Source organism: Nitrososphaerota archaeon (assembly GCA_027887005.1).
Classification (GTDB): Archaea; Thermoproteota; Nitrososphaeria; order Nitrososphaerales; family Gagatemarchaeaceae; genus UBA183.
Genome location: JAPCJI010000012.1, coordinates 1 through 24,794, shown reverse-complemented (window position 1 = coordinate 24,794; position 24,794 = coordinate 1). Strand labels below are relative to the sequence as shown.

Below are 24,794 nucleotides of genomic sequence, written 5' to 3'. Positions count from 1 at the left end.
TATGCAGAGTATGAACAGAAGAGAATTCATCCGAGGAATGGTGGTCACGTCTGCCCTCGTGGCGACTGGAGCCGTATCGGTCGTCGAATTTCTCGCGAGGGCAGGGTCTGGAGACCAGACCTACCAACTGCCTACCACCCAAAGTCAGTCGGTCAGCCAGTCATCTTCCAGGACACAGACACAGCAGCAGACCTCCGCGCCTCCGGGGTACGTTCTCATTGGCCCCTCGAGCGCCCTGAACGGGAGGACGTCTGCTTACTTCACTCACCCCGCATACGGTGACTCGATTCTCGTGAATGTCAATGGGACATGGAGAGCGTTCAGTTCCACTTGCACGCACGCACCGTGTACCGTTCAATATGGCGGCGGTTCGTCAATATACTGTCCTTGCCACGGCGCTACATTCAGCCCCAGCGACGGGACCGTTCTCGGCGGACCCGCGCCTGCCCCGCTCCCTGAATATGGGGTGCAGTTACTGGGAGGGAACTTGTACGTGACCGCATCAGTAATCAACTAGATGCATCCAAGGCTGGTTGTCAAGGCGCGTCGAAGGTGCGCCCTGACGAATTACTCGAAGTCGCTCAAGATGCTTATATACGGGGGAAAAGGCGACGGATTTCAGCTGCAATTCTGCGTCAACGATTCAGCGGCATGGACTGACTGATTCTGTGACTCTGACTTTGTAGGAAAAGAGAAAGAAATTGGAAAGCTTCAGCGAACTGGAAATAAGCAGTGCCATACAGAAGGGAGTCGACTCGGTCGGCTATCGCAAACCCTTCCCCATTCAAGAGAAGGCAATAGGCCCATTATTGGCTGGCCGCAGCGTCGTCGCCCAGGCCAAGGCAGGGTCCGGGAAGACGGCCGCCTTCGGCATACCGCTCCTTCACGCAGTCGACCCGCACGACAGGAGGGTCCAGGCGCTGGTCCTCGCCCCGACACGAGAACTTGCGGTCCAGATCACCGAGGAACTCGGGAGACTCGGAGCGTTCACCGGAATAAGGGGCGTTACGATTTACGGAGGGCAGTCGATGAACCTTCAGCTGGACGCCCTTAGACGCGGAGTGCAGGTTGTCGTGGGAACTCCAGGAAGGCTGATCGACCATCTCGAGCGCGGAACGATCAAACTCGACGCGGTCAGGTTCGTCGTGATCGACGAGGCCGACACGATGTTGGACATGGGCTTCATCGACGACGTCGACTACATTCTCTCAGGCACTCCCGACGACAGGCAGCTCAGCCTCTTCTCGGCTACGATGCCTAGGAAGATCGTTGAACTTTCAAGGCGGTACATGAAGGACCCCGAGCACATTCTCATCGACGAAGACGAGCCTTCTGCTGCGACCCTCGAACAGTTCTACGCCCGGGTCGAGCGGGACCAGAAGCTGGACCTTCTCCTTTCTCTGTTGAAGAAGGAGAACCACGGAAGCACAGTAATCTTCTGCCGGACTAGGTACGGAACCATACGCCTCGCCAAGGAACTGAACCGGCGATTCATCAACGCGGCCCAGCTGCACGGCGACCTGAGCCAGAATCAGCGAGACCACTCGATGGGCCTGTTCCGATCCTCCCGGGCAGACGTCTTGGTCGCCACGGACGTTGCCGCACGAGGCATAGACGTCAGGCAGGTCGGCTGTGTCATTAACTACGACGTCCCCGAAGACCCGCTTGTCTACCTCCACAGGGTCGGCAGGACCGCGAGGGCAGGGGACCTGGGCAAGTCATTCACATTCGTAAGCCGCGACGAGAACGCCGACTTCGCTAGGATTCAGAGCATGGCCAAGGCGCCCATCAAGCCTCTCAGGCCCAACGACGAAAGGCACGTCCCAATCGTGGAAAGGCAGGACCGGCACCAGTGGCGGCGCGGCCCAAGGAGAGGGGGAGACAAGTTCAAGCACCGTCCCAAGGCAGCCGGGTCGAAGTGGAAGAACTACAGATGAAGGGCTTTAACCCAGCATCAAGAACCACTGCGCCGAAGGCGACCAGGTGACATCGAATGGGTAAGCGGAAAGTACTGAGCGAAGCCAACCTAAAGGAACTCGTCATGCCTCAACAGGGCGAGATCCTTGGCAAGGCAATCAAAATGACGGGTGGGGACCAGGTCATAGTCAAATGCGCCGACGGAGAGACCCGCAACTGCCGCATCAGGGGCAAGCTGAAGAGGAGGATGTGGATTCGAGAGGGGGACATCGTCCTAGTTGCTCCCTGGGACTTCGACAACAGGAAGGCGGACATCCTCTGGCGCTACATCAGGGCCCACGCAGAGTGGCTAGAGCAGAACGGATATCTCAAGACAATCTGACCCGCTGGATTCGAGGCGCTGCAGGGTGCCGGAAGACATGGGATCCCAGAAGGGAGTCGATATCCTCATCGTGGGTGCCGGCGTCCTTGGAGTCACGCTCGCCTATTGGCTTTCCAGCCTCTACGATTGCAGAATCCTGCTGATAGACCAGGGCATGGGCATCGCGCCCCACACAAGCTCCCGCAACACAGGCGTCATCCATCGCCCCTTCTACCTCGACCCCAGGGCCAAGAGGGTCTTCGCTCGGACATCCGAAGCGTCATACCCGCTCTGGCGCGACCTTGCCAAGGAGTTCGGACTCTGGTGGAATCAGGTGGGAACTCTCGAGGCGGCCGTCAACGAAGCGCAGGTCTCGACGCTCGAAGAGTACTCGAGGTGGGGCCACGAGAACGGGATCGCTGAAAGCGAGCTCCAACTTCTCGACAAGGCGTCGGCGAGGGCATTGGAGCCGGAGGTGGATTGCAAGGCCGCACTCTTCTCGAAGGCCGACGTCTCCGTTGATTTCGGACAGCTGACCCGCCTCGTCTTCAGGCTTGCCTCGGCGAACGGCGTCAATTTCTTGGGCGGTCAGGAGGTCATGTCTGCCAGACGCGACAAGGACGGCGGCGTGGAGGTGGGACTCCGCAGCAAGAAGGGTCCCTGGCTCGTCCGCTGCAGGGTGCTCCTCAACGCGGCAGGCGCAGGAGCGCTGCGCATCGCCCACATGCTCGGCTCCGCCAGGGAGTACTCGGCGATGTACTTCCGCGGCGAGTACTGGTTCGTCGACGAGCCGTTCGCCTCAAGGGTGGGCAGGAACGTCTACACCCCCCCGAAGTATCCCGAGTTCCCCTTCCTTGACCCCCATTTCGTAGTCCGATACGACGGGCGCAGGCAGATCGGTCCGAACGCGGTGCTGGTGGCAGGCCCCTACTCCTACCAGGGCCCCGGATTCGCTTCCTTCGGTACCGCACTCGAGGCCCCCAACGCTCCCAAGCTGAACCTTCTCAGGAGCAGGACCTTCCTCGCCATGGTTGGCAAGGAATGGAGGAGTTCGCTTTCAAAGCGCGCGATGTGCTCCCGAGTGAAAGAGTTCATCCCCGCCCTCCGACCCGAGGCTCTAAGGTCGCGAGGAGTATCAGGAATCAGAGGATCGGTAATCGGCGAGGGGGGCTTCGTGCCTGAGGCACTCCTGTTCCACGATCGCAGGGTACTGCACGTTGTCAACTACAACTCGCCGGGTGCCACCGGGGCCCCGGCCTACTCTGCGATGCTGGTCGCCGAGCTTCGAAAGGAGGGGAGCCTTGAAGGCTTCAGGACGAAAGCGGCAGGCTCGCACAGCCGGTGGGACTTCGACCGGGCCCTGGCCGCGCTCTGACGTCCGCCCGAATACCTATTCCAGAACGTGAATATTCTTCTTGGCCCCGATTTCCTTCAGGATCTTCGGCCAGACGGAAACGCTGATCTCTCCCAGGTGTGCTTTCTTCAGAATCAGCATCAGTGTACGCGACTGACCGATGCCTCCGCCGATGGAAAGAGGCAGCTGACCGCTGGCTATTCCCTTGTGGTAGTCGTATTTCATGAAATCCATCTGGCCGCTGAGCTCAAGCTGTTTCTTCAGCGAGGTCGCATCGACCCGGATGCCCATGGAGCTCAGCTCATGCCTCCGCTTCGTAACCGGGTTCCATACCAGTATGTCCCCGTTGAGCCCGTGCATCGTCCTCCCGTCGGCTGACTTCGTCTCGGTGACCCAGTCGTCGTAGTCGGCCGCCCTCATCTCATGCGGGTTCCCGTTCTTCAGGACCCATCCGATGCCGACGATGAAGACCGCCGGATGCTGCTGAAGGAGGGCGGTCTCGCGCTGCTTTCTGGGGAGGGTGGGATAGGTCTCCAGGATGTCCTCTGCATGCATGAACTCGATTCTTTCGGCCATCTCCGGATACTTCGCGCGCAGCTGCGGGAATTCCTCGTGCACACGAATCTCAGCTCCTTTCAAGACCTTCCAGATTTTGGTCACAATCTCCTTCAGGAAGATGAGGTTCCTCTGCTCGTTCGTTATCACCCTCTCCCAATCCCACTGGTCGACGTAGGCGCTATGATCGTGGTCGAGGAAGTAGTCCTTCCGCACAGCTCGCATGTCCGTGCAGATGCCCTCGCCAATCCCCATCTCGAACTGGCGCAGCGCGAACCGCTTCCACTTCGTGGCCGCCTGTACTACCTGGGCGTCGATCGGATGCTTGTTGAAGTCGTTCGAGATGTGGAACTGCACCGGAGTCCGGGAGCCGTCCCGGTCGAGCATGTCGTTTATCCCGCTTTCCGCGTCGACGATGAGAGGGACCTGGACCATCATCAGGTTAAGCTCCTTGCAAAGATTCTGCTCGATGTACCCCTTGGCCAGATAGACCGCTCTCTGAGTCTGCTTGCGGTCAAGCAGGCTGCCGTAGTCAGTGGGCAGTGCTTTCTCAACTTCCTCATAGGTTCCTATTCCTGGTCCGGCGAGGTCTCCCTTGCTCTGGGTCATGTCTTTCAATCAGTCAGAGGGATTCGATTTAAAGGCTGAGCACGGTTCCCAGATGTGGAAACTGACGAGGTGGCTTTCAGCGGAACCTCTTTCTGTAGACTACATAGGTCGAAAGGTCATAACCGATCTTCGTAGCCCCACCCAGGTATAGGAGCGCCGACGGCAACCCCAGCACGAGAAGGCCCGCGCTCACAGGCCCAGCCGCAAATGCGCCCACGCTCCGAACTGTGTTGGTAATGGCGTAGGCGGGGACCCTTTCGCTTTCCTTGAACATCTCGGTCATCAACGCCTGTCGGGTCGGGACGTCCATCTGCGACAGACTCTGCCTCAGGAAAAGAAGCACCACAGCCGCGGTCAGAGTGCCCGCGAACGGTATGAGAATCAGAAGGATGCTCGAGGGGATGTGGGTGTAGACCATCGTCCTGAGGTTCCCTAGCCGTTCTGCGACGACAGCCGCGCCGTAGGTTGATGCGCCCGAGATCAGATTGGAGAAGAGGAAGATCGCAGCCAGTCCCGAAACGGGGACGCCATAGACAACCGTGAACCAGTACGAGAGAAGGTACTGAGACACGAAGCTTCCGCCGAAGGCGTCAACGGAGAAAAGGCCTGACAATCTTGTGACGTCCCTTCGTGCCTCTGGGCCCAGAGGACTCGGGCCGGATTCGTGAATGTATTTCCTCGTCGGAAATCTCAAACGAGTATAGATGGTGAAAAGGAGGAGCCCCACGACTCCGAACCCGATGAAGAGCGTCCTGAATACAGGCAAACTGCTGCCAAGATACCCGGGCACCGAGAGCGCGGACGTACCGAACGCCGATGCCGTGTAGCCAATCAAGTTGTACCGACCGAAGGCCTTCACAGCGCTCCCCTCTGCGACCAATTCAGGAAGTACCCCTGCCTCGACAGATTGGAACGGGCCCGCTTCGGTTCCGGTCGTGCTAACGTTCCCCAGGAAGCAGGCCAGGAGGATAGGGATTGGTTGGGTGCTCGCCGCCAAAAGGAGTCCCGACCCGAGCATGAGGAGACTGAACGCCTGCAGTAGCTTCCTCGATCCCGTGCGCTGGACGAGGTACGACAGGACAATGTTCGAGGCGGCATTCCCGGCAAGAATCGCTGCAAGGGCCACCCCGATGAAGAACGGTCCATAGCCCATCGAATTGAGATAGACTGGGATCATGACACTCATCAGGCCGGAGACGAAGACTCTCGATCCTTTCGCTAGGTAGACACTGCGCGGCCCGGACATCAAGTCCAACCTTTCCTCCCCACGCGCCCTATTTCCGGGTGTAGTCTAGTTTCGCTGTGCCCTTCAATTTCTGAGCGCAGTACTCGTAAAGGGCGTCGTAGGCGGGGAACTGCAGCCTCATGTTCTCGAAGTCGTCTCGGGATATCTGTCTGAAACCGAGGGCAGCCGCCTCCAGCCCCGCAGATTCTGGGGGAGGGTCGGAGATTTTTGCATCGGCGCCTCGGACAATCCTCGCGAGTTCGAGCAGGGCTGGGTCGCTCAGGCCATACTTCCTAATTATCGCATCAAAGCTGACGTACTCCCTGTCTCCTTCCCAGTAATGGGTCAGCTCGACCCCAGCCGCGTCAAAGGGGATTGCCCCCTCCCTCTTCGCGACATCCTTCACCGTTTCGGCAGGGACGAACAGGAATTCGGCGGCAGGGTCGACGAACCTCTTGATGAGCCACGGGCATGCAATTCTGTCCACCTTGGCCTTCTCCCGGGTCACCCACTTCACGCGAATCGCTTCCGAATAGGGATTCGACCATATCTAAGGCCTCCCGCGAGCACATCAGGGCCCTCCCCTTTGGTCCCAACGTATCCTGCCACCACTCCCCCCGACAGCCGCCGCATAAACCCAGACCTGACGTCCTTCTTCTCCAGCATCGCCGCGAAGTCCATGTCCCATGTGGCCCCGGCAACTATCCTCGGCAGGTTCTTGAAAGTGAATGCCTCCTTGCGCTTCGTCAACCCAAGCAACGACCCCGCAATCCTCATCGCGCCGTAGATGTAGAGGGCCAGGAAAGGGAAGAAGAGACCCCGAGGACGGACGAAGTCGTAAACGACGATTCGGGCCCTTGGCTTGGCGACCCTGGCCAGCTCCCCCGTGAATCTTTCAAGGTCCACGTACTTGGCAACGTAGCACGATACCACCGTGTCGAAGGAGGAGGCCTTGAACGGGAGAGCCTCAGCGTCCCCATTGACGAGAAGTGGAACATTTGAGAGCCCCTTGCCTTGGCCTATCCGGATCATCCGTCTTGTAAGGTCGATTCCCACGACCGTGCTCCCAGAGGCCCTAAGCCTCTCCTCGAGGAGAAGGGTGCCGCATCCCACATCCAGGACGAGCTTGGACCCACCCAACTCTGACTCCTCGGCCACCCAGGACTTCCAGTACCGGTCCTGGTAAAGCGTCGCAAAGTCGAGGGCCCGCTCATAGGAGTCTGCCAGCCCGTCGAAGATCTGGAGCGCCGTGTCCTTCAGCTCCTGGGTTGGTGGGGCATCGTCGGGAGGCACATCGAACAGGCCGCCCCCCCTTGACTTATCCTTTGGCAGAGCTATGCGCAATCGAAACGGTCAAAAGTCATCCTGGCTACGAGTAATTTCTTGGAGGAGCCCGCTCAAGGAACGAGGGAGAACGAGTGGTACACCCCGAAGTGGGGTCCGAGACGATTCAGGCTTCTTGTGGGAATGACCTTTGTTCCATACACTCTGATGAACGCGAGCTACACGGTGATAGGGTGCTTCGCAGCGCCATCCACCAATCTCTACCGGGCAGGGCTCCTGGCGCTGGTCTACCTCCTTGCCGTGGGGATATCCGCCCATGCGCTTGATGCCACCGCCCCGAACAGGCCCTGGGGTGCGTTCCTGACGAGAAACCAGCTCTTTGCTCTTGGCTTCGGTTCTCTCCTGCTTGCAGCTGGGGTTGGCCTGTACCTTGCGCTCGCCTTCGCCCCCTTTCTCCTCCTCGTCGGCGTCCTCGAGATCTTCCTCCTCCTCGCCTACAACCTAGAGCTCTTCAAGGGGCGCTTCCATACCGACCTGTGGTTCTCCTTCAGTTGGGGGTTCCTTCCAGTGGTGGCCGGGTATGTATTGCAGACAGATTCCTTCGCACCGATCGGACTTGCGGCTGGCATCTTCGGCTTTGCGACTGCATACGTGGAAATCAGCGCGTCAAGGCCCTACAAGGAAGCCAAGAGGACTGTCGTCGCAGGAGGCTCCCCCTATGCGAAGAAGTTCGAATCTATCCTGAAGGGCATTGTGCTCAGCGTGGTCGCGGTCGCACTCTCGCTTGTCCTTCTCAGGACCCTGAACTGACCGCGCGTTTCGGCTCTGAGGTGCGGCGCTACTCGATCGTAACAAACAGGTACGCCGTCTGATACAGCAGCCCGTCGGTTACGGTCACTCCGACCGTGTATCGGCCAGGAAGCAGACCGTTCCTGGCGGAGAGGGTCACGTCCAGGGGAACGGGGCCTGTCCCGGCGGGGACCAGAGTCTTGTCAGGTTGAACCGAGATGAAGGTCGGATAGGAGGTGAAGTTCTCCGAATCTGATACAGAGACTTTGAGCCCACTGGACCAGGAGCCGGTCAAACGCAGGTGGGCGGAAGCAGTTCCCCCGACCGACAGGGTCAAAGAATTGTCCCCCGAGGCAGACAAGGAAAACCCGGGGGCGTAGCTCCCGTCTATCAGACCTATGTAATTCCCGGTGGTAGATGTGAACCACAAACCAGACGAAGAGTACGCAATCGTGAGGTCGTTCTGCAGCTTGCTCTTGTCGTTGATAGGAGGGTCGGCCTCGCTGTATTCGGTAAGAGTCCCAGAGGCCGGGCTAAGGGCTCCAATACGGTTGGCGTAGTGCTCGTTGAACCAAACGGTGGACCCGCTGGAACGGACGAAATAGGGAAGCGCGGTGTTCGTGAAGCTCAGGGTTGAGGTCGGGTAGACTGTCCAGCCCTGCGATTTCAGGTCGTATCCGACTATGTTGGATGCGAGGTGTTGGGCGACCCAGATACCACCGGAGGATATCGAGAGGCTGTTCGCATAGGTGAGGCCGAGACCACCCTTCACCTGCCGTGGGGTCACTCCTCCGGACACGTTTCCTGGGTCGAAGGCGTAGAGTCCGCTCTCCGCTCCATGGAACGGGTCGAGCGCGACGTAGTACCCGAGGCTAGCGTTCACGAACTGGATGTCCACCGGAATCTGCGTCTGATTCTTAAATACGGGATACATCGTGAGAGACAGACTCGGAGAGATCCTTCCAAGGGTCCCGTTTTGAAGAAGGGCGGTGAACCAGAGGGCCCCGTCCGGTCCCGGCGTCAGAGTGTAAGGGATGTACCCCTTGTGAGGGATCGGGAGAACCCTGAAGGTCCCGTTGGAAGGGCTGTATCCAACGATCGAATTGGCCGCGTCGTCCCCCGCCCAGACCATCCCACGCCAAAGGGCGACTCCCCAGATGCCGCTCTTGTAGTCGGTGATTGGACCTGCTGTACCGTTGGAGTTCGGGAAAGCATGTTCATCGACCGTTCCGTTGGGGAAGAGCTGCGCGATCCCTGGAACGGCCTGCTCGCCGAACCAAACGGATCCATCCGGTGAAGCTGCTATCCCGTTCGCCCATCTCTCGGGGCCCGCGAGGCAGTACTCGGTCACCGCACCGAACTGGACCTTTCCAGCCTGGTACTTCGAAGGGGTCGTGCTCATCGGAGCATGGCACCCCTGTCCGGAGAGGTCCTGGTAGACCAGGAAACCCGAAAAGGCGATGAGTACGACAACCGCAGCCACCAGGACTGCTTTCCTCGTCTCCACGTCAGCTCACCGTCGGTCTCGCTCAGGAGTAGGCGGAGAATTCCTTGCCCAGAGAACCGAGTGCGATCTTCTGCTCAAGGATCTCGTTCGCCCCCTCGTAGATCATGGTCACCCTCGTGTCCGCCAGGTGCCTTGCAGGCCTGTTCTCATAGGAGTACCCGTTCGCTCCGAATATCTGGACGGCCCGGTTCGCCGCGTCGAAAGATGCGTTGGCCGCGAAATACTTCGCCTTGGTTATTGCCTGGTCCGTCTCTTCTCGGAGTTCCATGCTCCCCGGGTTCTCCTCGTACTTCTGCTTGACGAACGCCGCCCTCAGCACCAGCCACCTGGCGGCGTCCAGGTTCGTCGACATTATCCCTATGTGCCTCTGGATAAGCTGGTGCTTGCCTATCTTCCTTCCGTGCTGGACCCTGACCCCGGAATACCGGACCGCTTCGTCGAGGCAGTCCTGGATGACGCCCAGGCACCCAGCGGCCACGCTCAGTCTGCCGCTCATGAGACCGGAATACGCAACCGAGAGCCCCTTGCCGACCGGTCCCAGGAGGTTTTCCTTGGAGACCTCCGCCTTGTCGAGGTAGACCGTGGCCGTGTCCGCGGTAGGGAGGCCGAGCTTATGCTCAATCGGCTCCGCCGAGAACCCCGGAATCGTCCTGTCGACGACGAAGGCGCACATCCCCTCCCTCTTCCCCTTCGGGTACGCGAAGACCAAAACGCTGTCCGCGATCGACCCGTTCGAGATCCAGGTCTTCTGGCCGCTCAGCACGAACTTCCCCCCTTTCTCCTCGAAGGAAGACGTGAGCGAAGCCGGGTCGCTCCCTGCCCCGGGCTCGGTCAGCCCGAAAGCGAGAAGCGAGTCTCCTCTGGTCGCCGGGGTCAGGATGCGCTGCTTCTGCTCCTCGTTCCCCCACAGCTGGACGGTCATCTGGCAGAGAGCCAGGTGCACGGAGAAGAAAGTCCTCACCCCTGTCCCCTCCCTGCCAATCCGCTCTATGGCCAGGGCATAGGTAACCATGTCCGCCCCCTGGCCGTCCCCGTACTTCCTTGAAGTGGGCAACCCGAGCATGTGGGCCTTGGCGAAGACTGGCTTGACCTGGTCGTTGAGCCGTCTTTCCAGGTAGCACTTGTCCTCGATGGGGCGTATCTCCCTGCACGCCCGGTCCACCTGCTCGAGGATGAGCTTCTGTTCCTCGGAGACGTCGAAGTCCATCTTCGAGAGCTTCATGAATTCGTCCTGCTCGAGCATTCCTCTAAACCCTCCAGCGCTCCTTCTGAACTCTACCTCTTACGTGTTGCACAATCTCCTCGAGGGAACTCCCAGGGCCGAATAACCCCGTGATCCCGAGCTTGAGGAGCTTTGCCTTGTCCTCTTCGGGTATTATTCCGCCCCCCATTACGATGATGTCCTTGCCTCCCTTCTTTTCGAGGATCTTCTTGACCTTGGGGAAGGCTGTCATGTGAGCTCCGTTCAACAGAGACAGGGCCACGGCGTCTACGTCCTCGTCGACGGCCATCTGCGCCACCTGCTCCGGGGTCGGAAGAAGACCGCTGTAAATCACCTCCATTCCCGCATCTCTGAACGCCCTGGCCAAGACGAGGACGCCTCTGTCATGTCCGTCAAGGCCCGGCTTTGCGACCAGGATCCTGATCTTTCGCTGAGAAGAAACGAGTTTCTTGGCCATCCCTGAGGCCGCGGATTTCCTCTGGTTTGAAAACCTTTGCTGGAGCCTAGAGTATCATAGGTTCGCGCCAGGTCCCGAAGGCCTTCCTCCCCACGTCCACTATCTCCCCGAGGGTGGCGTACTCGTTCACGGCCTTCAGCATGGGCTCGATCGAGTTTGTATCCTCGTTTTCAAACGCCCTCTCGATTTTCGCGAGCGCCGCCTTCACCTTATCCAAGTCCCTCTCCCTCTTCACTCTGTTGAGCCTGTTCACCTGGCTCCTCTGGGCCTCGAAGTCGATCTTGAGCGTGTCGATGGGCTTCTTCTCCTCGACCGCGTACTTGTTGACCCCCACGACGTTGTCCTTCCCCTCCTCCACCCTCCTCGAGAGCCTGTAGGAGTTCTCCGCAATCTCCCGCTGAAGGTACCCAGACTTGATGGCCTTGAGCAGGCCTCCTGCAGATTCGATCCTGTCGAAGTACTTGTACGCCTCCTCCTCCATCTGCTCCGTGAGCCACTCGACATAGTAGGACCCTCCCAGAGGGTCGATCACGCTCGGGACACCGGTCTCTTCCGCGATCACCTGCTGCGTCCTGAGGGCGACCTCCACCGCCTTCTCAGTCGGAAGCGCCCAGGCCTCGTCGTAGGAGTTGGTGTGAAGCGACTGGGTCCCTCCCAAAACACCGGCCAGTGCTTCTATCGTGGTCCTGATTATGTTGTTCAGCGGTTGTTCCCACGTAAGTGAGGCCCCAGACGTCTGCGTGTGGAACCTCATCAGCAGGCTTCTCTTGTCCCTGACTCCATACTTCTCTTTCAGGACTGTGGCCCATATCCTCCTCGCGGCCCTGAACTTCGCGATCTCCTCGAAGAAGTCCATGGTTGAATTGAAGAAGAAGCTGAGCCTCGGAGCGAACTGTTCGACTTTGAGCCCTGCTTCAATGCCGAGCTCCACGTAGCCGAACCCGTCCGCCAGCGTGAACGCAAGCTCCTGGACTGCGCTCGACCCCGCCTCCCGTATGTGGTAGCCGCTTATGCTGATGTAGTTCCAGAGGGGCATCTTCTTGGTGCAGAAGACCATCAGGTCTCTGACCAGCCTGAGGTGCGCCTCCGGAGGGTAGACCCACTCCTTCTGGGCGATGTACTCCTTGAGCATGTCCGCCTGGACGGTCCCCCGCAACTTCTCAAGAGGCACCCCCTGCTTCATCGCGACCCCGGCGTACATGCATGTCAGAACCGTGGCGGGGGCGTTGATCGTCATCGAAGTGCTGACCCTGTCCAACGGGATCCCGCCGAATATCACCTCCATGTCCTTCAGGGAGGACACGTTGACGCCGCACCTCCCGACCTCCCCGTGGGCCCGGACGTGGTCGCAATCGAACCCGTACAGGGTCGGCATGTCGAACGCAATGCTGAGCCCAGTCTCGCCATGTTCAAGCAGCAGCTTGAGCCTCTTGTTTGTGTCCTCTGGCGTCCCGAACCCCGAGAACATCCTCATGGTCCACAGCCTCCCGCGGTACATGCTCGGGTAGACTCCTCTCAGGTACGGAAAGACCCCGGCGAACCCCACGTCGGCGTAGTCGACGTCGGCCACATCAACCGGTGTGTATACGGGCTTCAGCGGGATTCCGGAGGCAGTCTGGAAATCCGCCTTCGATTCCGGATGTTCCTTCACCCATTCGTCGAAAACCCTCTCCTGCCACTGCCTGACTCCCTTCTTGACGCTGTCCACCGCCTTCTTGTCGTAGAGAGGACCAGCCCTAGCCCTGCGTTCCACAACTGATTTCGACTTCTTCCGCCAGTATGCTTCCTTCTCGCTCCCGAGCAAGGTTGGCCTTGGCCCGACGCGCTCCAAGATAAACGATGCCTTCGAACCGATAAAAATGGCTACACCGACGGCTCGATGAAGCACAGTTGGAACTCTCGAAGCTCGCGAAGCAGGTCAAGAGGGGGAACAGGCTGGCGCTCTCCAAGGGAATAACCATCGTAGAGAATGATCGGAAGGATGCAGCGAGACTCCTCTCGGAGCTAGAGACTCCGGGGAGGGCCTTCGTCCTCGGAATAACCGGTCCGCCAGGGACAGGGAAGAGCAGCCTCGTAGACAGACTCATCGGTACCTATCGGGGCAAAGGCCTCAAAGTCGGAGTCATCGCTGTGGACCCGACGAGCCCCATAACCGGGGGCGCCCTGCTGGGCGACAGGGTCAGGATGGTCTCCCACTCTGACGATGAGGCGGTCTTCATCAGGAGCATGGCGTCTCGCGGCTGGTCCGGGGGACTTTCTCGCGCGGCGTCCCAGGCGATCCAGTTGATGGATGCGGCGGGGTTCGATGTGATCCTTCTCGAGACAGTGGGCATCGGCCAGGCAGACATCGACGTGGTCGGGGTTTCCCACGCGGTCCTCGTAGTGCTCATGCCCGGACTGGGCGACGACGTCCAGGTATCAAAGGCGGGGCTGATGGAAGTAGGGGACGTCTACGTCGTGAACAAATCTGACCTCGAGGGCGCTGACCTGATGGTGGTCAGCCTCCTCGGGCTTGTCAGGGGGTTGAAATCACGCTCGCCCGCCGTCGTCAAGGTCTCGGCCCTGACCGGGGACGGCCTCGATAGGCTCGACACGGCAGTCGAGTCGATCCGGTCCAAGTTCGTCCAGGGGGACCCGGAGCTGAGGCTTCGAAGCCTCAGGAGCATGATAATCGAAACTGCGAGGGGGAACGCCATGGAGCGGCTCGGGCGCATCCCCAACGCCACGGTCGAGAAGCTCGCTCGTGAGGTCCTAGCAGGCAAGTTTACCGTGGACCAGGCCGCTGCCCGGATCGGCGGCTAGCTCCGCTCGTCCAGCGGGACATACTTCAGGTCGTCTGGCCCGACGTAGGTCGCGTCCGGCCTGATCAACTTGTTCTCAGCCATCTGCTCGTTGTAGTGGGCCATCCAGCCGAAGACCCTGCTCGCCGCGAAGATCGGCGTGTACAGGGGGATCTCGATCCCCAGAAGGTAGAATATCGGTGCGGCATAATAATCGAGGTTTGGGGGAATCCCCTTTCGCTCCCAGATCTCCTTCTCCAGGGAATCTGCGACCCGGAAGAGCTTGTCGTCCCCTCCTCGCCGCTTGAGGATTTCGCGCAGGTACTCCTTGCAGAGCACCGCCCTCGGGTCAAACTTCTTGTACACTCTGTGACCGAAGCCGATCACCTTCTTCCCCTCCTTCAACGACCTGTCCACGTACTTGGCCGCCTTTTCCGGCTCCCCGACATCGAGGAGCATCTGCATCGCCACCTCGTTCGCACCTCCGTGGAGTGGTCCTTTGAGGGCAGCCAGGCCCGCCGAGGCCGCAGCGTAGGGGTCTGCCAGGGTCGATGCAACCACTCTGACAGTGAAAGACGACGCGTTCAGGTCGTGCTCCATGTAGAGCATCAGCACCCTCTCGAAGGCCCACCTTTCGTACTCGGAAGCCTCCTTGGTCGTCAGCATCTGAAGCAGATTGGAGGCGAAGTCCAGGCCTTTCTTCGGTTCTACTAGCCTCTCACCGTTTGGGACCCGGTGGCAGTTCGCTGCCAGCACAGCCATCTTCGCCTCGATCGAAGCCTGCTGTCCCCCGATGCTGCGCTGGTCGTCAAGGCTCCCCAGCGCAGACGTTGCCGTCCGCAGCGCGTCGATGGGGAGGGCACCCTTGCCGAGATCCCTCATTATCCCGAAGACCCTCCCGTCCACCTGCATCTTCTCTGCGAGGTCGGATGAGAAAGCCTCAAGCTGGCTCCTGGTCGGTAGCGACCCGTTCAGAATCAGGTAGGCCGTCTCTTCGTACCTTGCGTTCGCCGTTATTTCGCTGATGGGGTACCCGCGATAGACCAGCGACCCGTCTGCATCGCTCTTGGAAATGCTAGTTTCTGTCACTGAGACGCCCGCGAGCCCCTTCGGAACCTTCATCCCTGAGGACATGGATTCGTCCAGGCTCCCCAGGATGCTTTAACTTCGCGCCTTCCTCAGGCGCCTTGCCGCGTCGCTGGCCTTCTTGTCCGCAGTCTCATACTCGTAGTAGTCAATCAGGTCGTAGAACTCCGCGCGAGTCATGAGCGAACCGAGAATCCCCTTCTGCGTCCCCTTCGACTTCAGCTCTCGGAAGGTTTCCCGGACCGCCTTCATCATCGCCCGGAAGGCAGTGACTGGGAAAATGACCAGGCTATACCCCAGCTCCTCGAAGTCTGCGACCTTCATATAGGGGGTCTTCCCAAACTCCGTCATGTTTGCCATGAGGGGGAGCGAGACCTTCCTCCTGAATTCGGCGAACTCGTCCCTTCCCTCTAGAGCCTCGGGGAAAATCATGTCCGCTCCGGCCTTCGCATAATACCTGGCTCGTTCAATCGCAGCGTCGAGGCCCTCCGCCGTCCTTGCATCGGTCCTCGCAACAATGACCAACCCGGCCCTCGCTGCCTCCTTCGCCGACAGTACCTTCTTGGCCATCTCGTCCGGGTCCACCAATTCCTTTCCGTCGAGATGCCCGCACCTCTTCGGCAGCACCTGGTCCTCGATGTGAATTGCCGCCACACCGGCCGCCTCCATTTCCCTGACCGTCCTTGCAACGTTGAGCGCTTCCCCGAATCCAGTATCAGCGTCCACGATGAGGGGGACCCTGACCTGGGACGCTATCTTATGGGCCGCGTCCGTCACTTCGGAGAGAGTGGTGATGCCGAGGTCGGGGAGCGCGAGCAGATTGGAGAATCCTGCCCCAGAGAAATAAAGTGCTTTGAAACCCATCCTTTCAGCCAGTTTCGCAACCGCGGGGGCGAAGACGCCTGGGGCGACGACAACTTGCTTTCCGGAGAGAGACTTCCTCAGACTCGCAGCCATGTTGCTCAACCGCTGTCAAGTGCTCTTGCCGACTCCAGGCTTTATCTCTGTTCCCGTAGGTGTTCCGAGGACTGCGCGCCATCGTTAAATCATTCCCGAGCGCCCTCGCCCGAGATGCTGGAATTCACGGAATCCGCGGCCCCTAAAGACCTAGTCCTCATCCACGGGGCCGGAGGAAACAGCATCTTCTGGAAGCGGACCGCACAGTTCCTTTCAGGGGAGGGGCGGGCCTTCGCCCTGAACCTCCCAGGGCACCCGTCGGGAGACATAACCTGCAGGTCGATCGCGGAATACGCAGACGCCGTTCACGGGTTCATCGCCGGGGCAGGCCTGTCGAGGCCGTTCGTCTGCGGCCATTCGATGGGAAGCGCAATTTCCCTTGAGCTCGCGATAAGGAATCCCGATGACGTGGGCGGACTGATTCTGGTTGGCGCTGGGGCCAAGTTGGGGGTGGACCCTGCGATCGTCGATGGACTGCGGACTGACCCGATGCTGACAATTGAGAAGACGATTACTCCTATGAGCTACTTCGCGATCGACCTCGGGCTGGGAAGGGAGGCGAGAGCGGCCCTCTCGTTCAGCAACCTGCCCGTCTTCCTGAACGACTATCTGGCCTGCGACGGATTCGACATCAGGGACAAACTGTCGCGCATCTCAGGGAGGACCCTACTCGTCTGCGGGGAGAAGGACAGGATGACGCCCCCAAGGTGGACCCATTACCTGGCCGAGAACATCGCAAACTCGTCTGCTTTCATCATACGTGAGGCAGGACACATGGTCCCCCTGGAGAGGCCGGAAAGCTTCGCTAGCCTTCTTCAGGGCTTTCTAGTCTAGTTCAGTCGGTGAATTCTTCGCCGCTTCGGCCGAACCTCGCAAGCTCCCCCACCAGGGCCACGAATCCGTCGAGGGTGACCGACGAGACGGGGTACAGGTCGGCCCCGAACGCGAGCGACCTGAGGGTCTTGAACAGCTCCGAGTACAGGGAGTACTGTTCGCTGTCCTTGGTCCCTGACAGGGCGTCCTGGAACGCCTTCGTGTCCCTGCTCCACTCCGTTATCCTCTTCACTCCATCTCTGGCAATATCCCTCTTCGTCAGGACCGAGATCTTCGGGATGTTCATCCGCAGCCCCACCGAGGCCGACAGAAGGGCCAGAGAAAGGAAGTTGACCGGAGTGGTCGCGAGCAAAGGGTCAAGCAGGAAGAGCAGGGCCTTGGAGTCCGCCCTGAACTCCTTGACGATGTACTCCCCGCTTTCCCGGAAGGCGAAGAGCTCAGTCTGCCCGGGAGTGTCAATGATCACATACTCGGCATTGAATGAATCTATCTCCTCCTGGAGCTCCGCGAGCTTCGTCGCCACCAGGTCCGCAGCCAGAATCAGGGCACCGTTGGGCCCGAGCCCGTAGTCCTCCATCACGTCCTGCAGGTTGACCCTCAGCCTGACGTCGACGTCAGGCTCGTATGGCAGGTTGATGACCCCCGGGTCGAGGTTCACTGCAATAGCCTGCTCGCCCCTGCCCACGTACCAACGCTTGAGCGCCGAAGTGAGTAGAGACTTACCCGCTCCGGCCGTTCCAGTGACGAATATTATGTCCGTCTCAGGTCATCTCCTGCTCCGGGAACTGGACCCCGTGCAGCTGATACCTTGGCCCCGGCCACTTCGATTTCACTGCGCATGGCCGCGGCTATCCTCCCCGCTGCCTCGTCGGCCTCCTCCTCGATTGGGCCCACCACTGCAATGTCAAGGATGATCTTCGAAAGGCCATTCTCTATGCCTTTCGGATGGGATTTGATGTAGGCGCCAGGATGCTTCCTCAGTTCGGCAGCGATCATTGGCGCCAACGCAGACTCCATGATTCCCTCCAGCCTGAGTGAAACGTATCCCCTGTGGAGCCTTCCGAGCTTCGCCCTGACCTCAGGTTCCACGGACCTCCTGAAGATGGTCCTCATCTCCGCCGGGACCCCTGGGAGCGAGAAGACCACGGTCCTCCCCACCTCCAGACGCACCCCAGGCGCAGTCCCAGCACGGTTTCTCACCGGCCGCGCCCCTTCCGGGAATACTGCCATCTTCCTCCTCGCTGGCGTGATTTCTACGTCGCCGAGTCCGCGCTCCACATAGCGCTCCCTTATCATGGCCAGCGCCCCTCGGTTCAGCGTCAGCTTCCTCCCCAACCCAGTAGCCACCCCCTTCAAGGTCATGTCGTCCGGCGTGGGCCCCAGTCCTCCCACTATTATCAGGAAATCTGGGGCGCGCGCAAGGCAGGCTTTGACCGAGGCGGCTATCTCCCCCACATCATCGTCCACGGTCGTTATCTGGCTCAGCATCGTGCCCATGGCGGCAAGCCGCTTACCAGCCCAGAGGGCGTTGGTGTTCAGGGTTCTCCCGATCAGGAGTTCTCTCCCTACGTTCAGCATCTCCGCCCTGACCATCGCGGGCCGCTCCGAGCCTCAGCCTTAAAACGAGTATTGGCCCTCTCCGCCATCATGAAGCAAAGCCGGCAGTACCCATCTCACCCCCTGGTCGGCGCGGGGGCGATCGTCAGGCGGAAAGACCGCGTCCTGCTCGTCAAGCGCAAGTTCCAGCCGAACAAGGGGCTGTGGGCCCTTCCGGGGGGCCTGGTGGAGGTGGGGGAGAGCGTACAGGCTGCCGTCCTCAGGGAGGTCGAGGAAGAAACCGGACTCACCGTAAGGCTCGAAGGCCTCTTCGACGTCGGGACGGACATCCACCTCGACGCCACTTCCAGGCCCAGGTACCACTACGTGTTGATCGATTACGTAGCGAACCCGGTCAAGGGCCGAGTCCGATTGAACGGTGAGTCGTCCGCCTACGGGTGGTACGCATCTGCCGATTTGAAGAATCTCAAGATGAGCAAAGGAACCCGCGAGGTGCTCCAAACCTACTTCGGTCGCCACACGCCCGCAAAGGGCTCCGCTAGGCGCCCAAAGGGGATGCGCTCCTCCTAGCTGACCCGCTCTACTTTTCCTTGTTCCCGCTCAGCCACCATTCAAGGTAGTCTGACTGTTGCCTGGCCCGCTTTCGCCTCTCGTCCTCCACTGGGGCCTTTTGCTTGAACCTAGCGTCCGAGAGCTGGTCTCTGGTGAGAAATGCTCCACAGTTCTTGCATCCAAACCGCTTGGTGGGCGTATCGTACATCATGATTCCAACTCCGCATTCGGGGCAGACTTGGTCCAACCAGTTTCCGAATCCTCCTGCCGCGGCCATGCCTTAACTTTTCCTATGAAGTCTGCAAAACAGGGAGTTCGGCTGTAATCTGTTAAATATCAATGAGAGCGGAGCGGAAACGACCCAGAATTGGTCGAGAAATTCGTAGTCGCAGGGCCCGCTTCAGTCGACCTCGGGATAGCCGTGGCCAACAAGCTCGGGGTCGGCCTGCTTAACGCGCAGTTCAAGGTCTTCCCTGACGGCGAATCGAAGTTCACAGTGGATGAGAAGGTCTCCGGAAAGAGCGTGGTCCTCGTGCAGTCGACCTACCCACCCGTGGACCAGCATCTTTTCCAGCTTCTCCTCGCCGCGCACCAGCTCAGTCAGGACGGGGCAAAGGTGACGGCCGTGGTCCCCTACCTCGCCTACGCAAGACAGGACAAGGAGTTCCTTCCCGGCGAAGGCGTTACCCTCGGGGTCGTCGCCCACCTGATGCGGGCGGCTGGGGTTCGAAGGCTTGTGACCGTCGACATGCATTCTGCTGAAGGCCTCTCCCTGTTCTCGTTTCCGACCTACAGCGTGTCTGCGGTCCCCAGCCTCGTCGGGTACGCGAGGGACCATTTGGACTACCGCGACCCTGTCGTGATCTCGCCGGACTTCGGCGGGTCCAAGAGAACCGAGGCCTTCGCCCAGCTCTACGGTGCCAAGTTCATCCAGCTTTCCAAGACCCGGGACAGGGTCAGCGGAGAAGTCACAGTGAAAGACGCGAAGCTCGAAGTGAAGGGGAAGGAGGTGATAATCGTCGACGACATCATCAGCACCGGTGGGACCGTCTGCGCGGCAGCTGAAACCGTTCTCAAACAAGGTGCGAAGAAGGTGGCAGCCGTTTGCACCCACGGGCTCTTCGTGGGAGACGCCATCCAGAAGCTCGAGAAGGCCGGGGTGAAGACCATAGTCGGGACGAACACCGTTCCTGGAATGTTCAGCGCGGTCGATGTCTCCGACGCCATCTCCTCCCACCTCAAGACCCTTGAAGAGTAGGGCTCTGGCACTCCTATCGGGGGAGACGACCTCCATCCCTGAAGCCGAAGCGAAGGCGCTCTTCCTTGCCTACGACCCGGGTTCGAGGTTCGAAACCCCGGAGAAGCGCATCGTCCTTGTGGAGACCGAGGCAGACCCTTTCCGGGTTTCATCACGGGTGGCCTTCTCCCGCCGAGTCGGGGTGCTGCTGGACGACCCGTTCGACGCCACCGAGGTCGTCAGGGGGAAACGGGTGAGGTTCAGGAACTTCGATCTGAGCCCCGGGCTGAGCCCTCCAGACCCCGAATCGTCAATGGGCAGGTTAGAGGTCAAGGTTGACCTGAAGAACCCCGACTACGAAATCACACTGGTGAGGGGGAGGAAGAACTACCTCGTGCTCACGGCGCCGGCCTCCATGCGCCAGACTTGGTCCCATCGAAGGCCCCGGAAGCGAGCATACTTCCACCCTTCCGCGATATTCCCAAAGCTCTCACGGGCCCTCGTAAACCTGAGCCGATGCAGGGAAGGCCAAGTCTTTCTCGACCCGTTCACGGGGACGGGGAGCATCCCCATCGAGGCGGCAGAGATCGGCGCCCGGGTGGTCGCATCAGACCAGGTCGCACGCATGGTCGCAGGTTCCCTTGCCAACATGAAGCACTTCGGCCAGCGATGGATGGGGGTCCTTCGGGCGGACGCCTACCAGCATCCTCTGCTCAGGGCAGACGCAGTCGCCACCGACGTTCCCTATGGCAGGGCCTCCAGCACCAGGGGTTCGGGCCCCCGCGAGATAGTCGACAGGACCCTGAGGTCGGTCGCGCCGATGCTGCGGGGAGGCTCCAGGATGGTCCTCATGCACTCCAGCCGCGTCGCCGTAGAAGGGACCGCTGAGATGGAAGTCGAAGAGGAGCTGCAACTTTATGTCCACAGGCTCTTGACTAGGACAATCACCATCATGAGGAGGACCTAGACTTGGCGAAGCTCACCGTCACCTTTCTCGGCACGAGCTCGGCAGCCCCTACGAAGGGAAGAGGCCTCCCGGCCATCGCAATACAGCGCGAAGGAGACGTTATACTGATGGACTGCGGAGAAGGCGTGCAACGCCAGGTCCTAAGCCGGGGAATCGGGCTCAACAAGCAGACCACCATCCTGATCACGCACCTCCACGGCGACCACGTCACAGGCCTCCTGGGCCTACTTCAGACCATGGGTCTGGCCCAGCGGACCAAGCCGCTCACAATAGTCGGCCCCCCTCCCCTGCTCAGATGGCTCAAGGTGACCAGCGAGCTCCTTCATATCGGCCTCACCTTCCCCATCAATTTCATACCCACGAAGAAGGGGGTGGTGCTGCGAACCAAGGAATTCAGGGTGAAGGCCACCAAAGCAACCCATTCGATTGAGGCCTACTCCTACGTCGTAGAAGAGCTGAGCAGGCCCGGCATCTTCTATCCGGAGAAAGCGAAGGAGCTTGGCATACCCGAGGGAAAGCTTTGGTCGAGGCTCCAGAGGGGGAGGAGTGTCAAGGTCGGCGGGAAAATCGTGGACCCTTCAGAAGTGACCGGGCTTCCACGCCCTGGAAGGAAGGTTGGCTACTCAGGGGACACGCGGCCCTCGGCACGCCTCGCCCGCTTCTTCTCCGGATGCGACCTGCTGATCTTCGACTCGACCTTCCAGGGAAAGGACAAGGAAAAGGCTGTTGAGAGGAAGCACAGCACCTGCCTGGAGGCTGCCGAACTTGCGAAGTCTGCCCGGGTGCGGAAACTCGGACTCACCCATTTCAGTGCCCGCTATCGCAACGTTGCCGGCCTCGTGAAGGAGGCACGGGGCGTGTTTCCGAACACCTTCGCGGCCGCCGACGGCATGCGCGTCGAGGTTGACTATCCTTCTTCATAGGCCGTGAGCCAGTCAATCACAGCCTCGATTCCCCTGCAATCGACCGTGACATAGATCGGGCCCAGAGGCGACTCTTCGGGTGCGCTGCAAAGCACGACGACCCCCACGGTCGCAGCCTGCCTGTTCACCATCACGGTCGTGGAATTCCCCTTGGCTCCCGCCAGAAGCAACCTCCTCGCCGCTCCCCGGACGTGCCTGTCTCGGAACTGGTCGTGCAGCCGGAGCAGTGTACCCGGCCCTGCCGAAAAGACCTTCACCCCGTTCCTTCCGATCTCCTCGCGCAGGTCACCCCCTACGACGCTCTTCACAGCGCTCAACAGCTTGTCCGGGTCTTCCGATGGGGCGACCGTAGCTTCGACCCTGACCCGAGCCCTCGGGTCAGGCTGCAACTTCCGTTACCCAGCGGTCGACTACTGCGACGATCTCAACGGCGAGCCTCTCCGGCGTGCTGCGCTCGTTCGAGACCATCTCATCGGCGGAGGCGATCGCATTCCCCAACCCCACTCCCAGCTCCCTCTGGTCCCTTGTCTGGAACATTTCTTGGGTAAGCGGGTCGTCGCTCCTTCCCCTCTCTTTGAGAAGGGAGAACCGGCGCCTAGGGGAAGCGTGGACTACTACGAGAATCGCATCAGCAGATTTCCTGAAGGTCACCACCTCTGACATGGACCTTATGCCGTCGACGACCACCCTGTCAGCCTTCATCTTCCTGACGGCCTCCAGACAGAGCTCTGCGACGGCAGTTTCACCGCGCTCCTTCCTCAATTCCTTCATCACCTCTCCTGTATTCTTGGAGTCGGGGGCAAGCCCTCTCCGCCTGGTCTCCTCCCTGATGACGTCCCCCATGACCACGCGCTTCCATCCCTTCGCCACCAGTGCCTGGGCGGCGGTCGACTTGCCTGCGCCGGGCATGCCAGTGATGAGAACGATGTACAAGATAGACTTCGTAGACTGCCCGGCTGAGAGTGGATTTAAATCAAGTTCCGACGGCTGAAACTTGTTGCGAGCCTTCGTAGCACTCGAGATCGAAGAGCCGAGGGTCCTCGACGCCCTCGTCGCTTTCCAGGCGGAACTTTCCCGGGCCGGGGCTGACCTGAAGCTCGTGGAAAGAGAGAACCTGCACTTCACAGTGAAGTTCCTGGGCGAAATATCCGAGAGCCAAGCCAGGGAGGCAGACGCCCGGCTCAAGGGCCTTCGCCTGAGCTCGGCCCGGGTCGAGGTCAGGGGGGTCGGCGCGTTCCCGAGCATCGAACGTCCCAACGTCGTCTGGGTCGGAGTCCTCGGGTCGCAGGAAGGCCTTGTGGTTCAAATCGCTCAATCGGCCATCGCGGCCCTCGAAGCCATCGGCGAGACCGACGGGAGGCCATTCAGGGCTCACGCGACCCTCGCGCGGCTCAGGTCAAGGAACGAATCGAAGGAATTGTCGGCCCTCCTAAGCGCGAACTCCGACCGCTCCTTCGGATCTCTAGCTTTGAAGCAATTGAAGCTCAAGTCGAGCGTCCTCTCGTCGCAGGGACCGACCTACTCGGATGTCGGGGTGTATCCACTGACTTGACCGACCTCCACAGCGTGCTCGAAGGCGCAGCCTCAGGGGTCAACCCTTCCCCAGCAGTCCAAAGGAGGATCACCTCTCTGGCCGATTCACTCCTGCGGAAGACGAGGAAGGCGGCGGCAAGGTACTCTGAAACTCGAGGAGTGGTCCTGGGGGGGTCCTTCGCGAAGGGGACCTGGCTTCCGAAGTACGTAGACCTCGACATCTTCGTCAAGGTCGACCCCTCCACGCCGGAGTCGCGCTTCGAAGAAGTGGGGCTCGCGGTCGGCTCAATCGCGACCAGGGGTTTCCCCCGCGGGAAGAAGTACGCCCAGCACCCGTACACCGAGGCGACCATCGACAGCGTCAGAGTCAACATCGTTCCCTGTTACGCTGTGAACAGGGGAGAGTGGAAGAGCGCTGCGGACAGGTCACCCTACCACGTGCAATTGGTAAAGGGCCTGTCCCAGGATAAGAAGACGCAGATCAGACTGCTCAAGAGGTTCATGAAGGCGATTGGGGTCTACGGCGCAGAGATTCAGGTCCAGGGTTTCAGCGGCTACGTCGCCGAAGTCCTGGTCTTGAAACATGAGGACCTGGAGGGAGTGCTGAGCTTCTTCGCGAACTTCAAGCCGAGCGGCAAGGAGCGGCTGTTCACCCTCCCTGACCCGGTGGACGAGCGGAGGGACCTGGCAATAGCGATCTCGCCGGAGAAGCTGGGGAGGATGGTCCTGGCGGCCAGAGAGTTTCTAAGTCGGCCCTCCACGGCCTTCTTCCGCCAGATGCAAGGAAAAGACCATCCGTCGATGCGCAAGGAAGTGGTTGCCCTCCCCTTCTCCCACCAGGAGCTGAGCGAGGACACACTCTGGGGAGAGCTAAGGAAGACGACGCGCCACATCGTAAGGCATCTGGAAGTCAGCGGCTTCCGAATCGCCAGGTCGATGGCCGCCTCCGACAATGCGAGGTCCAGCGCAATCCTGCTCATACCGGAGTTCTTCGTCCTCCCCGAACTAGAACAACGAGTGGGTCCGACCGTGGACAGGGGGAAGGACGTCGAAGCCTTTCTCGCCTCCAACAGGAAGGATGCCAAGCT

General features: G+C 60.2%; 28 protein-coding genes. 13 read left to right on the top strand and 15 right to left on the bottom strand.

Translation table 11 applies throughout. The features are described 5' to 3' along the window. Window positions 1–10: 10 nt before the first annotated feature. The 4 genes from OK438_07720 (at window position 11) to OK438_07705 (ending at window position 3,653) form a co-directional block, all read left to right on the top strand. A complete protein-coding gene (locus OK438_07720) occupies window positions 11–517 on the top strand; it encodes a Rieske (2Fe-2S) protein (GenBank protein ID MDA4125313.1) in 507 nt (168 codons plus the stop codon). Window positions 518–701: 184 nt separating this feature from the next. After that, window positions 702–1,937: a DEAD/DEAH box helicase gene (locus OK438_07715; GenBank protein MDA4125312.1), complete on the top strand. Its 1,236-nt coding sequence runs from the start codon at window positions 702–704 to the stop codon at window positions 1,935–1,937. 56 nt (window positions 1,938–1,993) lie between these two features. Continuing rightward, window positions 1,994–2,299: a translation initiation factor eIF-1A gene (eif1A, locus tag OK438_07710; GenBank protein MDA4125311.1), complete on the top strand. Its 306-nt coding sequence runs from the start codon at window positions 1,994–1,996 to the stop codon at window positions 2,297–2,299. A gap of 37 nt (window positions 2,300–2,336) precedes the next feature. Continuing rightward, entirely contained in the window at window positions 2,337–3,653 is a 1,317-nt protein-coding gene (locus OK438_07705) for an FAD-dependent oxidoreductase (GenBank protein MDA4125310.1), read from the top strand. 15 nt (window positions 3,654–3,668) lie between these two features. Here the strand turns inward: OK438_07705 and asnA are convergent, their stop codons facing one another. The 4 genes from asnA to OK438_07685 form a co-directional block, all read right to left on the bottom strand. Further along, window positions 3,669–4,796 (bottom strand): aspartate--ammonia ligase, encoded by a 1,128-nt coding sequence (asnA, locus tag OK438_07700; GenBank protein MDA4125309.1) that lies wholly within the window; start codon window positions 4,794–4,796, stop codon window positions 3,669–3,671. A gap of 76 nt (window positions 4,797–4,872) precedes the next feature. Beyond that, window positions 4,873–6,042: an MFS transporter gene (locus OK438_07695; protein ID MDA4125308.1), complete on the bottom strand. Its 1,170-nt coding sequence runs from the start codon at window positions 6,040–6,042 to the stop codon at window positions 4,873–4,875. A 28-nt stretch (window positions 6,043–6,070) separates the two neighbouring features. After that, window positions 6,071–6,538: a chromate resistance protein gene (locus OK438_07690; GenBank protein MDA4125307.1), complete on the bottom strand. Its 468-nt coding sequence runs from the start codon at window positions 6,536–6,538 to the stop codon at window positions 6,071–6,073. Then, window positions 6,535–7,314, bottom strand: a complete 780-nt coding sequence (locus OK438_07685; GenBank protein ID MDA4125306.1) for a methyltransferase domain-containing protein — start codon at window positions 7,312–7,314, stop codon at window positions 6,535–6,537. The genes OK438_07690 and OK438_07685 overlap by 4 nt, the downstream gene beginning before the upstream one ends. Before the next feature lie 90 nt (window positions 7,315–7,404). Between OK438_07685 and OK438_07680 the strand changes: the two genes are divergently transcribed. Beyond that, window positions 7,405–8,115, top strand: coding sequence for a hypothetical protein (locus OK438_07680; protein ID MDA4125305.1), 711 nt, complete (start codon window positions 7,405–7,407; stop codon window positions 8,113–8,115). A gap of 28 nt (window positions 8,116–8,143) precedes the next feature. Here the strand turns inward: OK438_07680 and OK438_07675 are convergent, their stop codons facing one another. From OK438_07675 to OK438_07660, 4 genes are read right to left on the bottom strand one after another with little or no spacing between them, the layout of a single operon-like run. After that, the gene (locus OK438_07675) at window positions 8,144–9,601 is read right to left on the bottom strand and encodes a hypothetical protein (GenBank protein MDA4125304.1); all 1,458 of its coding nucleotides are present in this window, start codon (window positions 9,599–9,601) and stop codon (window positions 8,144–8,146) included. 22 nt (window positions 9,602–9,623) lie between these two features. After that, window positions 9,624–10,844: an acyl-CoA/acyl-ACP dehydrogenase gene (locus tag OK438_07670; protein MDA4125303.1), complete on the bottom strand. Its 1,221-nt coding sequence runs from the start codon at window positions 10,842–10,844 to the stop codon at window positions 9,624–9,626. 4 nt (window positions 10,845–10,848) lie between these two features. Next, on the bottom strand, window positions 10,849–11,280 hold the full coding sequence (locus tag OK438_07665; GenBank protein MDA4125302.1) for a cobalamin B12-binding domain-containing protein: 432 nt from the start codon (window positions 11,278–11,280) through the stop codon (window positions 10,849–10,851). 46 nt (window positions 11,281–11,326) lie between these two features. Continuing rightward, window positions 11,327–13,084 carry a methylmalonyl-CoA mutase family protein gene (locus tag OK438_07660; GenBank protein MDA4125301.1) on the bottom strand — a complete coding sequence of 586 codons (1,758 nt, stop codon included), beginning with the start codon at window positions 13,082–13,084 and terminating at the stop codon, window positions 11,327–11,329. A gap of 86 nt (window positions 13,085–13,170) precedes the next feature. Between OK438_07660 and meaB the strand changes: the two genes are divergently transcribed. Next, window positions 13,171–14,082, top strand: a complete 912-nt coding sequence (gene meaB / locus OK438_07655; protein MDA4125300.1) for a methylmalonyl Co-A mutase-associated GTPase MeaB — start codon at window positions 13,171–13,173, stop codon at window positions 14,080–14,082. On the opposite strand, the gene OK438_07650 is transcribed toward meaB, so the two are convergent. Together OK438_07650 and prpB are read right to left on the bottom strand one after the other, a co-directional pair. Beyond that, complete coding sequence (locus tag OK438_07650) at window positions 14,079–15,194, bottom strand: citrate synthase (protein ID MDA4125299.1); 1,116 nt, start codon at window positions 15,192–15,194, stop codon at window positions 14,079–14,081. The genes meaB and OK438_07650 overlap by 4 nt on opposite strands. Window positions 15,195–15,221: 27 nt before the next feature. After that, window positions 15,222–16,103 carry a methylisocitrate lyase gene (gene prpB / locus OK438_07645; protein ID MDA4125298.1) on the bottom strand — a complete coding sequence of 294 codons (882 nt, stop codon included), beginning with the start codon at window positions 16,101–16,103 and terminating at the stop codon, window positions 15,222–15,224. Window positions 16,104–16,217: 114 nt separating this feature from the next. Between prpB and OK438_07640 the strand changes: the two genes are divergently transcribed. After that, complete coding sequence (locus OK438_07640) at window positions 16,218–16,937, top strand: alpha/beta hydrolase (protein MDA4125297.1); 720 nt, start codon at window positions 16,218–16,220, stop codon at window positions 16,935–16,937. A 1-nt stretch (window position 16,938) separates the two neighbouring features. Here the strand turns inward: OK438_07640 and OK438_07635 are convergent, their stop codons facing one another. Both OK438_07635 and OK438_07630 read right to left on the bottom strand, forming a co-directional pair. Then, window positions 16,939–17,688, bottom strand: coding sequence for an ATP/GTP-binding protein (locus OK438_07635; GenBank protein MDA4125296.1), 750 nt, complete (start codon window positions 17,686–17,688; stop codon window positions 16,939–16,941). Continuing rightward, window positions 17,688–18,530 carry a molybdopterin-binding protein gene (locus OK438_07630; GenBank protein MDA4125295.1) on the bottom strand — a complete coding sequence of 281 codons (843 nt, stop codon included), beginning with the start codon at window positions 18,528–18,530 and terminating at the stop codon, window positions 17,688–17,690. Before OK438_07630 ends, OK438_07635 begins: the two co-directional genes overlap by 1 nt. A 54-nt stretch (window positions 18,531–18,584) precedes the next feature. Here OK438_07630 and OK438_07625 point away from each other — a divergent pair, with 54 nt between their 5' ends. Beyond that, a complete protein-coding gene (locus tag OK438_07625; protein MDA4125294.1) occupies window positions 18,585–19,064 on the top strand; it encodes an NUDIX hydrolase in 480 nt (159 codons plus the stop codon). A gap of 10 nt (window positions 19,065–19,074) precedes the next feature. Here OK438_07625 and OK438_07620 read toward each other — a convergent pair whose 3' ends face one another. Then, window positions 19,075–19,293: a hypothetical protein gene (locus tag OK438_07620; GenBank protein MDA4125293.1), complete on the bottom strand. Its 219-nt coding sequence runs from the start codon at window positions 19,291–19,293 to the stop codon at window positions 19,075–19,077. Between the two features lie 120 nt (window positions 19,294–19,413). On the opposite strand from OK438_07620, the gene OK438_07615 reads away from it, so the two are divergent. From OK438_07615 to rnz, 3 genes are read left to right on the top strand one after another with little or no spacing between them, the layout of a single operon-like run. Continuing rightward, entirely contained in the window at window positions 19,414–20,304 is an 891-nt protein-coding gene (locus OK438_07615; GenBank protein ID MDA4125292.1) for a ribose-phosphate pyrophosphokinase, read from the top strand. Then, complete coding sequence (locus tag OK438_07610; protein ID MDA4125291.1) at window positions 20,294–21,250, top strand: hypothetical protein; 957 nt, start codon at window positions 20,294–20,296, stop codon at window positions 21,248–21,250. The genes OK438_07615 and OK438_07610 overlap by 11 nt, the downstream gene beginning before the upstream one ends. A gap of 2 nt (window positions 21,251–21,252) precedes the next feature. After that, a complete protein-coding gene (gene rnz / locus OK438_07605; protein MDA4125290.1) occupies window positions 21,253–22,173 on the top strand; it encodes a ribonuclease Z in 921 nt (306 codons plus the stop codon). On the opposite strand, the gene OK438_07600 is transcribed toward rnz, so the two are convergent. Both OK438_07600 and OK438_07595 read right to left on the bottom strand, forming a co-directional pair. Continuing rightward, window positions 22,158–22,562, bottom strand: coding sequence for a hypothetical protein (locus tag OK438_07600; GenBank protein ID MDA4125289.1), 405 nt, complete (start codon window positions 22,560–22,562; stop codon window positions 22,158–22,160). The two genes, rnz and OK438_07600, sit on opposite strands and share 16 nt — an antisense overlap. Next, window positions 22,552–23,106 (bottom strand): AAA family ATPase, encoded by a 555-nt coding sequence (locus OK438_07595; GenBank protein MDA4125288.1) that lies wholly within the window; start codon window positions 23,104–23,106, stop codon window positions 22,552–22,554. The genes OK438_07600 and OK438_07595 overlap by 11 nt, the downstream gene beginning before the upstream one ends. 64 nt (window positions 23,107–23,170) lie before the next feature. On the opposite strand from OK438_07595, the gene thpR reads away from it, so the two are divergent. Both thpR and cca read left to right on the top strand, forming a co-directional pair. Next, on the top strand, window positions 23,171–23,725 hold the full coding sequence (thpR, locus tag OK438_07590; protein MDA4125287.1) for an RNA 2',3'-cyclic phosphodiesterase: 555 nt from the start codon (window positions 23,171–23,173) through the stop codon (window positions 23,723–23,725). Then, window positions 23,722–24,794 (top strand): CCA tRNA nucleotidyltransferase (gene cca / locus OK438_07585; GenBank protein MDA4125286.1); only part of this gene is annotated, 1,073 nt, incomplete at its 3' end. The genes thpR and cca, both read left to right, overlap by 4 nt.

Bases quoted from the DNA above. Each gene is read 5' to 3' on its own strand.
- OK438_07720 (MDA4125313.1), top strand. From the start codon at position 11: ATGAACAGAAGAGAATTCATCCGAGGAATGGTGGTCACGTCTGCCCTC.
- eif1A (MDA4125311.1), top strand. From the start codon at position 1,994: ATGGGTAAGCGGAAAGTACTGAGCGAAGCCAACCTAAAGGAACTCGTC.
- OK438_07705 (MDA4125310.1), top strand. From the start codon at position 2,337: ATGGGATCCCAGAAGGGAGTCGATATCCTCATCGTGGGTGCCGGCGTC.
- asnA (MDA4125309.1), bottom strand. From the start codon at position 4,796: ATGACCCAGAGCAAGGGAGACCTCGCCGGACCAGGAATAGGAACCTAT.
- OK438_07695 (MDA4125308.1), bottom strand. From the start codon at position 6,042: ATGTCCGGGCCGCGCAGTGTCTACCTAGCGAAAGGATCGAGAGTCTTC.
- OK438_07670 (MDA4125303.1), bottom strand. From the start codon at position 10,844: ATGCTCGAGCAGGACGAATTCATGAAGCTCTCGAAGATGGACTTCGAC.
- OK438_07665 (MDA4125302.1), bottom strand. From the start codon at position 11,280: ATGGCCAAGAAACTCGTTTCTTCTCAGCGAAAGATCAGGATCCTGGTC.
- OK438_07650 (MDA4125299.1), bottom strand. From the start codon at position 15,194: ATGTCCTCAGGGATGAAGGTTCCGAAGGGGCTCGCGGGCGTCTCAGTG.
- prpB (MDA4125298.1), bottom strand. From the start codon at position 16,103: ATGGCTGCGAGTCTGAGGAAGTCTCTCTCCGGAAAGCAAGTTGTCGTC.
- OK438_07640 (MDA4125297.1), top strand. From the start codon at position 16,218: ATGCTGGAATTCACGGAATCCGCGGCCCCTAAAGACCTAGTCCTCATC.
- OK438_07630 (MDA4125295.1), bottom strand. From the start codon at position 18,530: ATGGTCAGGGCGGAGATGCTGAACGTAGGGAGAGAACTCCTGATCGGG.
- OK438_07625 (MDA4125294.1), top strand. From the start codon at position 18,585: ATGAAGCAAAGCCGGCAGTACCCATCTCACCCCCTGGTCGGCGCGGGG.